Source organism: Staphylococcus arlettae (assembly GCF_002902345.1).
GTDB classification, from domain to species: Bacteria; Bacillota; Bacilli; order Staphylococcales; family Staphylococcaceae; genus Staphylococcus; species Staphylococcus arlettae.
Window position 1 is genome coordinate 119,557 of record NZ_PPQB01000019.1, and the last position, 7,764, is coordinate 127,320.

Genomic DNA, 7,764 nt, shown 5'->3' on the forward strand with positions numbered 1-7,764 from the left:
ACTCCATTCCTCTGTTTAATTACAGTTGTCATGTATAGTCATGTCCAGCGACTACAGAAAGCAAACCCCTTATTAATATGCTTTGTGTTTACAACAGATAAAATTTATGTACCTTATGACTTAAGTATATTATGATTATTTATAGATAACCAATATTAATAAACTAATGATTCATAACTTAAAACTATAAATAAACGTTAGGAGTGTTATGTATATGAAAATAATTCAACTAGAGTATTTTCTAGCTATAGTAAAATACAATAACTTTACACAAGCTGCTCAATTTTTACATATAAGCCAGCCTTCTTTAACAGCTACGATCAAAAAAATGGAAGCAGATTTAGGCTACGATTTATTTACGCGTACGACAAAAGATATCAAAATTACAGAAAAAGGTATCCAATTTTATAACTATGCTGTTGACCTAGTACAAAACTACCATCAAACAATGGAGAAAATGCATGATTTAAATATTAGTGAAGTCCCTAAAATTAAATTTTCCATTCTGGAATCTACAAATCAATGGGTATCTCAAATCATAACGACACACCGTTCAACTTTTCCAAACCAAACTTATCAAATCTCGGAAGTACATGATCAAGCGATTATATTAGAGCACTTGTTAAATTTTGAAACACATTTAGCTTTAACCAATGAACAAATCACTCATGAAGACATACAGTCTATTCCATTATATGAAGAATCGTATGTCTTACTTACACCACAAAATGCTTTTAAACAACAACGTACAATTATTATCAAATCATTACCACTAATATTACCTTCTAAAGGTTTACAAGTACGCAAACATTTAGATGATTATTTCATGCGTATGAATATTCATCCTAACATCGTTATTGAGGCTGACCGTTTTGAAGCTGCTACAAATTTTGTACATCGTGGTTTAGGTTACGCTGTTATTCCAAGATTTTATTATCAGTCATTCAATGCTAACAATTTAGATGCAATTGAGATTAAACCAAAACTTGGGCGCACAATTTTTATTAATTATTACAAAAAACGAAAGCACTCTGAACGTGTGCTTTCGTTGGTAGATCACTGTAAAGATTATTGGAACGTCATAAAATAAAGTGATGGAAAAAGTTAGCTGTTAATTTTGCTGTCCTATTATCAACATCATATTGAGGATTGGTTTCGGCGATACTAATCGTTGAAACCTTTTCGCTAGGTATAATTCTTTTGGCCATTTCTAATACTAGGTTCGGATAAAGTCCTAGCACTGCTGTAGCACTGACTCCTGGTGCAAAGGCACTATCAATGACGTCCATACATATTGTGAACATAATGACATCATGATGATGTATAAAACGTTCTATTTTATCTTTAATTGGTGGTGATAATTGGTGTAATAACTCGTCGGCATATACATATTGTATACCTTTAGCATCCGCATAATTAAATAGTGCTGCTGTATTGCCCCCTTGTTGAATACCAAGTACCAAATATGCAGTATTATCATCTTCTTCTAATATTTGTCGAAAACTTGTACCCGAAGTAGAACTCTGCTCTTCCCTTGTATCAAAATGCGCATCAATGTTAATAACACCGATTGAAGCATCTGGATACGCTTCTCTCACGCCTAAATATTGCGCATATGCTATATCATGACCGCCACCTAAGAGAAACGTTTGCTTATGGCGACTAATAGATTCTGCAACTAAATGGCCATACTCTTGTTGTGTTTTTATTAGTTGACTCTCATGATGCTCAACATTACCGTAATCACAAATGGAACATTGACTAAGATCAGGTAAATTGGCAAAAGCTTTCCTTATAGCATCTGGTCCTTCTTTAGCACCCATTCTACCTTTGTTAAGCTCTACACCTTTATCAACAGCGTAACCTAATAATCCAACACCTTGTTTTTCATTAATATTTAATTGTTGTGTTAAATCACCAAACTTTATTGTTTGGAAATGCCTAAAGTGTTCTTGATTTGTTGCACTATCTGTTCTGCCAGTCCAAAGCTCAGTATCAGGTAACTTATACATAGTTCTCCCCCTTTAAAAACTAAATGAACAATTAAAGTATACGCTTACATTTTTTTGAATTCAATTCCTAAATTTCTTTTACCCGTTACAATGTGCGTTTAATGCATTGATTACAATACAAATTGTTTCACTTATATGAATAAATCATCAGAACTATTACATTTCAATGATATTTTTGATTAATGATTTATTTCTAACAGCTAAATCTGTATAATTACCATTAAATGATTTTTTTCATACCTATTATGGAGGTTACATAAATGAATAATAAACGTATACCAGGTTTTCAGTGGGCAATGATTGTATTCCTGTTCTTTATCATTGCATACGTACTACCTATTATACTCAAAGATTTCCAAGGTAGTTTACCTTATAAATCTTTCGTATTTGACATAACAGCTATTGCTCCATTTATCGGTGCTCTATTCTGTTTATTAATTTTCAAACATAAACGTCTTCAATTAGGCGGTTTAAAATTTACCATTGGTTTAAAAACAATAGAACGTATCCTTTTAGCATTAATTTTACCGTTAACTATTTTAGCAGTTGCAATGGTTAGTTTTAATATTCTTGCTGATAGTTTTATTTTATTACAAGCAGAAGACTTTTCCGTTTCTCTAACTACTGTAATTATCGGACAATTAATCACAGCAATGTTAATTGAATTTGGCTTCCGTTCTTACTTACAAAACATTGTAGAAAATCGTATTTATACTTTTTTCGCATCAATTCTTGTAGGGATTCTATATTCAATCTGGAACTTAAACCTTAGTTTCGGTATGACATTCGCTGCATATAACTTCTTATATACATTCGCTTTTTCAATGATTATTGGCGAATTAATTAGAGGTACGAAAGGTAGAACAATTTATATTGCTACACTGTTCCACTTTGTTATGTCATTTGGCTTAGTATTTTTATTTAATGAAGAGCTAGGCAATGTCTTTGCTATGAAAGTGATTGCCTTATCAACTGTAGCAGTTGGTGTTGTATACTTACTAATTACTATGATTATACGAGTTATATTATACTTCTTCACGAAAAGAAACTTAGATGAAATTGAAGAAAATAACTATATGGATCACCTAGATGACGAGTCACATTTAGATGTGAATGACACGCCAGCAGAAACTGAACAAGCAACAAATGACTATGAACCAGCTTCTGCCGATACATCGTCTACCGTTCATGATGAGCAAGATGAAATGAATTCTACTCATCAAGAAAATGACGATACTTCATCAACAGTAGCTACTGCTAGCCAAGATAACAACATTGCGAAAAATGTCGCTAATGATACTGAAACAACATCTCATCAACTGCATCAATCAGAAGAAATAGAACCTTCGCTTAACGAAGATGAAAGTCAAACATCAACAGATGATGAACCTACAAACGACAACACAGAAACTCAAAATCAACGTTCATCATTCTTTTTGAAAAGTAAACGACGTAATCGAAGATAATTTCATAGTTACAATACAAAAAGCATGTGTTTTGAAATAGTTATTGATACAACTATTCAAAACACATGCTTTCTTTATTTATTAATAATATTTACACCATTTTGTGTGCCAATAATTACTTGGTCTGTGACATCTAAGAAATATCCAGTCTCTAATACACCTACTAAGTGAATTAAAAACTCATGCATCTCATATGGATCGATTGTATGATTTAGCGTTATATCTAATATATAATTACCATTATCCGTAACAAATGGAATGTCATTAGCCAGTCGTCTTTCCACTTGTAATTGGCCATAAGCCTCTATTTTCTTAGCCACTAATAACCAATTAAATTTATCAACTTCTACGGGTAATTTGAATGTTTCACCAAGATAATCCACTAACTTAGAATCATCTGCTAAAACAATAAATCGCTCTGCCATAGCATCTATTACTTTTTCCCTAAATAGTGCTCCACCGCCACCTTTAATCAAATTAAGCTGTGGATCCACTTCATCTGCACCATCAATAGCGAGATCAATATAGTCGACATCATTTACATCTATAATATGCATACCTAAATTTTTTGCAATATATGCAGTTTTGTTAGAAGTACATACGCCAGTAATTGACAGTTGTTCATGCTCAATTTTTTCAGCAATTTTAGGTACAAGGAGTTCAATCGTTGAACCAGAACCAATACCCAATATCATACCATCTGTAATTTGGCTTAAAGCATCACTAAATGTACTTATCTTCAACTGTTTTTTATTCATATTGTTGCCCCTTTATAACCATTCTTTTAATATCATTGTACATTAGAATTTTTAAAAGATATAGATATAAACTAAAAACAGCCAACTGAAAACTTCCAGTAGATGCTCACTCAATTTAAGCGTTTATTTTTTTCATCTATGATTTTACCGTTTCTTCCTATACAATAAAGCGTAACGATACAAGGAGGTTACACTATGATTTATGAATTAAATGCCATTTCAACTGGTAAAATCGAAACCCTCACATACGGTAAAAAGCAAATGCAATCTGCTTTAAACAAAACAGTATTCACAGATACATGCTGGCTTACGACAACTGGTTTTTGCGACGATGAACAAGCTTATAAAGGACATGGTGGTCCAGACAAAGCATTATGCTTATTCAGTAAATCAAATTATCAAATGTGGCAAGATGATATCACAGAATTACCAGATTACGCGATGTTTGGAGAAAATTTAACTGCTAAACATATGGATGAAAAGACAACTTACTTTGGTAATCAATACCAACTCGGTTCTGCAATCATTGAAGTTTCTGAAATAAGAGAACCTTGTTGGAAAATTCAAACGAAATATCAAATTCCAGATTTAGTAAAACGTATGTCTAGTTCAGGAAGAACTGGATTTTATTTTAGAGTGTTAAAAGAGGGCTATGTCGCTCCAGATGATAACTTACATTTAATTCAGCAAGCTCCTGATGATACGTTGCTTTCTGTTTTTGAGCTCAATCACCTTATGTATAATGATCGCAATAATATTTCTAAATTAACTTATGCACTTCAAAACCCTTATTTAACAACCGCACGTATCGACAAATTACAACGATTATTAACCAAAGCTCAACAACTATAAAATTACTGCGCGATTGTTACTATTAATTAATGCTACCGTTCTGCTAACTTATCTAAATGAAAGCTGATGTAAAGTACATATCATTTATTGCATAAAAAAAAGAGGCTCGAGCGACATTTTGCTCAAGCTTCTTTTAAAGTGTTTTATTTTAATCGTGTCTTATAATACTCATTTACTTATTAAATGTCTGCTTTTTCAAATATTTTATATGACGTCTTAGAGTAATATGGTTGATCTGGTGTAATAATAGACGGTGCTTTGTCACCATAAAGATTTATATCATTAGGGATACATTGTGTTTCCAATGTAAAACCAGAATGTGCTTTATAAATATTGAAGTCACTATCCCAACTACTAGTATCATTAAAAGTAAAAATAACAATATTCGGCATATCTGTCTTTACTTGTAATACAAAACGTTTATTTTCTACTGCCATTTCACCATTTTCAACTTCAAAAGGATGATCAACACCATTAAACATGTCCATTTGTTGTTTGATTTTAGGATTTTCACTTGTAAAAAGCTCTTTAAATTGAATCTTATTACTATTAAATATAGTAGACAAATCTATAGTATCGGTACTGTTAACTATATTGTCTTCACCTAATGGGTACATTGCTAATTTATTACTACTTATATAATGATTATCAATCATATTATTGTCTCTATTTAAATTAAAATACACATGATTCATAGGATTGAATAGTGTTTTTTCGGTAGTTGTTGCTTCGTATTCTATCGTCCATTTATGATCCATATCATAAGTATGAATAACTTTTAATTCAATATCACCTGGGAAATAATCATCTGTACTTTTAATTTGGGTTGTAAAAATGATTTTAATCTGACCAACTTGTTCTTCAATTTGATAATCAAAAAAGCGTGAATCTAAACCGTTAGTACCCCCATGAATATTGTGAGCACCATCATTGTGCTCTAAATGATATGTTTTACCATCTAACTCAAATGTAGCGTTAGCAATGCGGCCACCGTATCGTCCCACTGTAGCCCCAAAGAAAAATGGATTAGGTTCGTAGAATTCATCCGCTTCCACAATATTTCCTAACACAATGCTGTTATCGTCATACTTCCAAGATACTATACGAGCACCGTAATTAGTAAAGACTATCTTGGTTTCTTCATTATCAATATTAATTAGTACTATCCCATTTCTTTGTTTTTCAACTGTAGCAAACATCTTCAATTACTCCCTTTCAGACTAACACCTGCATCAATGCCTAAAGACAACTTGTTGACGTCGATAATTAGATAGAAATTGTTTAACAATAAAATCATGATACTTATTATAGCAAGCTTAACACACACTTACATGCCCTTTCCTAAAACATGTCGTCTGTATTGAACGATTTCACAATGATGACTTTAAACCGAGATGCTAAGTAAAAGCTTAATTTTTGCTTCATATTCCTTTACTGTTAGTTAAATACATTGTAACAATTAATTTCAAAATAAATCTATACTATTTGTAAATTTTTACAAATTAATAAATTGAATTATCGTTTACCAAACACTTTTTTCATTGCCGTAGCAGCACTTTTGTCAAAGCTAAGGACAGAATCCTTATAGCTTTTAATAGCAATCCATAATAAAATAATAGTTACTATAATTGCGAGCACAATACTAACAACGATTTCCCAAAGTTGTACTTCTGGTGAAGCAGCACGCACAAACATTACAAATGGTGAAAATAACGGAATAAAGCTTGTTATTTTCGTTAATAGCGTATCATTGTTCATTACACTATATAAGGAAACGTAGAACGCTATCATACTTATTAAGGTCATAGGCATTAACGCTTGATTAATGTCTTCAATACGAGATGTGATAGAGCCTAGTATAGCGGCCAAGATGACATATGATAGTATACCAATAATCAAATTAATAATTCCTACAATAACTATTTGAAGTGTTAACTCATTAGGTTTAACTTCAAAACCTTGTAACATCTCACTCATATCAAAAGCGAAAAAGGCTAGAATACCTACTAAGACAAATATCGCAATTTGAGTTAACGCTACCGCAATGACACCTGTAATTTTAGCTAAAATGTGTGTGATGGGCGAAACACTAGTGATAATCATTTCTATTACACGCGATGTTTTCTCTGTAGCAATCTCCATGGCAATTTGACTAGCATAATTAATAATAATAAAGAACATAAGCATAAGCCCAGCATAAACTACAATAATATTAAATGATTTTTGTGCTTCACTTAATTTTGTATCATCTTTATTTGTTGAAACCATTTCTGATTCTACTTTACTTTTACTTTGTAGTTCCTTTAACTCAGCTTGTGATAAATTAAGTTGGGCCGCAGTCATTTGAGTTTGGATTGTCGTCAATACTGTCTCTAAGTTTTGTTTATCTTCTTGGTCTACAGAATCTTTACTTAAAATTTTAGCGGTCAATTTATTATTCTCTTCGGTAATGACATAACCCATATTAAGTTTTTCTGACCTGATTTGTTTTTTTAAATCTGCTGAAGAGACTCGAGTAAATTTGGCATCATTATTTATATGGTCTCCTTGCTCTTTTATTACTTTATATATGTCACTGTTCGTTGTAGCAACACCAATTTCATCTGGTCCATCATCGAAAAAATCTATAATTTTATTTGCGTTAGCAGCTACTAAAATAAGCAATACTACTAATCC

7 protein-coding genes are annotated in these 7,764 nt (G+C 31.9%); 3 read left to right on the plus strand and 4 right to left on the minus strand.

The window, feature by feature from the left end:
- The first annotated feature begins 214 nt into the window (after positions 1-214).
- Positions 215-1,090, plus strand: a complete 876-nt coding sequence (locus CD036_RS09640) for a LysR family transcriptional regulator (protein ID WP_002510289.1) — start codon at positions 215-217, stop codon at positions 1,088-1,090.
- Here CD036_RS09640 and hutG read toward each other — a convergent pair.
- Positions 1,080-2,012, minus strand: coding sequence for a formimidoylglutamase (gene hutG, locus CD036_RS09645; RefSeq protein WP_002510290.1), 933 nt, complete (start codon positions 2,010-2,012; stop codon positions 1,080-1,082). The genes CD036_RS09640 and hutG overlap by 11 nt on opposite strands.
- 260 nt (positions 2,013-2,272) lie before the next feature.
- Here hutG and sdpC point away from each other — a divergent pair, with 260 nt between their 5' ends.
- Positions 2,273-3,478 (plus strand): peptidoglycan release complex CPBP-like subunit SdpC, encoded by a 1,206-nt coding sequence (gene sdpC, locus CD036_RS09650; protein ID WP_002510291.1) that lies wholly within the window; start codon positions 2,273-2,275, stop codon positions 3,476-3,478.
- 74 nt (positions 3,479-3,552) lie between these two features.
- On the opposite strand, the gene CD036_RS09655 is transcribed toward sdpC, so the two are convergent.
- Entirely contained in the window at positions 3,553-4,236 is a 684-nt protein-coding gene (locus tag CD036_RS09655) for a ribose 5-phosphate isomerase A (RefSeq protein ID WP_002510292.1), read from the minus strand.
- A gap of 198 nt (positions 4,237-4,434) precedes the next feature.
- Here CD036_RS09655 and CD036_RS09660 point away from each other — a divergent pair, with 198 nt between their 5' ends.
- Positions 4,435-5,088, plus strand: a complete 654-nt coding sequence (locus CD036_RS09660; protein ID WP_031266797.1) for an MOSC domain-containing protein — start codon at positions 4,435-4,437, stop codon at positions 5,086-5,088.
- A 179-nt stretch (positions 5,089-5,267) separates the two neighbouring features.
- Here CD036_RS09660 and CD036_RS09665 read toward each other — a convergent pair whose 3' ends face one another.
- Positions 5,268-6,287, minus strand: a complete 1,020-nt coding sequence (locus CD036_RS09665; RefSeq protein ID WP_021459706.1) for an aldose epimerase family protein — start codon at positions 6,285-6,287, stop codon at positions 5,268-5,270.
- Between the two features lie 316 nt (positions 6,288-6,603).
- Positions 6,604-7,764 (minus strand): ABC transporter permease (locus CD036_RS09670; RefSeq protein ID WP_258027396.1); only part of this gene is annotated, 1,161 nt, incomplete at its 5' end.